Source organism: Aequorivita sediminis, from assembly GCF_032080575.2.
In the GTDB taxonomy this organism is placed as follows: Bacteria; Bacteroidota; Bacteroidia; order Flavobacteriales; family Flavobacteriaceae; genus Aequorivita; species Aequorivita sediminis.
In genome coordinates this window covers 1-306 of the sequence record NZ_JAVLSO020000059.1, presented here as the reverse complement: position 1 = coordinate 306, position 306 = coordinate 1, and the positions used below count along the sequence as shown (strand labels likewise).

The 306-nt window shown below is 41.5% G+C and carries 1 protein-coding gene; it reads left to right on the top strand.

Annotation, left to right across the window (positions count from 1 at the left end; translation table 11 throughout):
- Positions 1 to 306 (top strand): DUF7507 domain-containing protein (locus tag RT250_RS13580; RefSeq protein WP_313115433.1); only part of this gene is annotated, 306 nt, incomplete at both ends.

Sequence of the window (306 nt, the reverse complement as noted above, 5' to 3'; positions counted from 1 at the left end):
GGTAAGTGATCTAGTTGGTGGCGTTACCGTATCAGGAGGACCAATAATATTGTCGCCAGGGCAAGAAGATACTACTACATTCACAGCTACCTATATTATCACACAAGCAGATATTAATGCAGGTGAGTTTGAGAACACAGCTAAGGTAGTTGGTACAACGCCTAGCAACACACAAGTAGATGATGAATCGGATAACTCAAGTTATGCAGGCAACAACCCAACAGTTGTAACCATCTGTACTGATGCGAGCATTGCACTTATTAAAACTTCAGATGTTGAAGTTGATCCAACTACAGGATGTTCAAC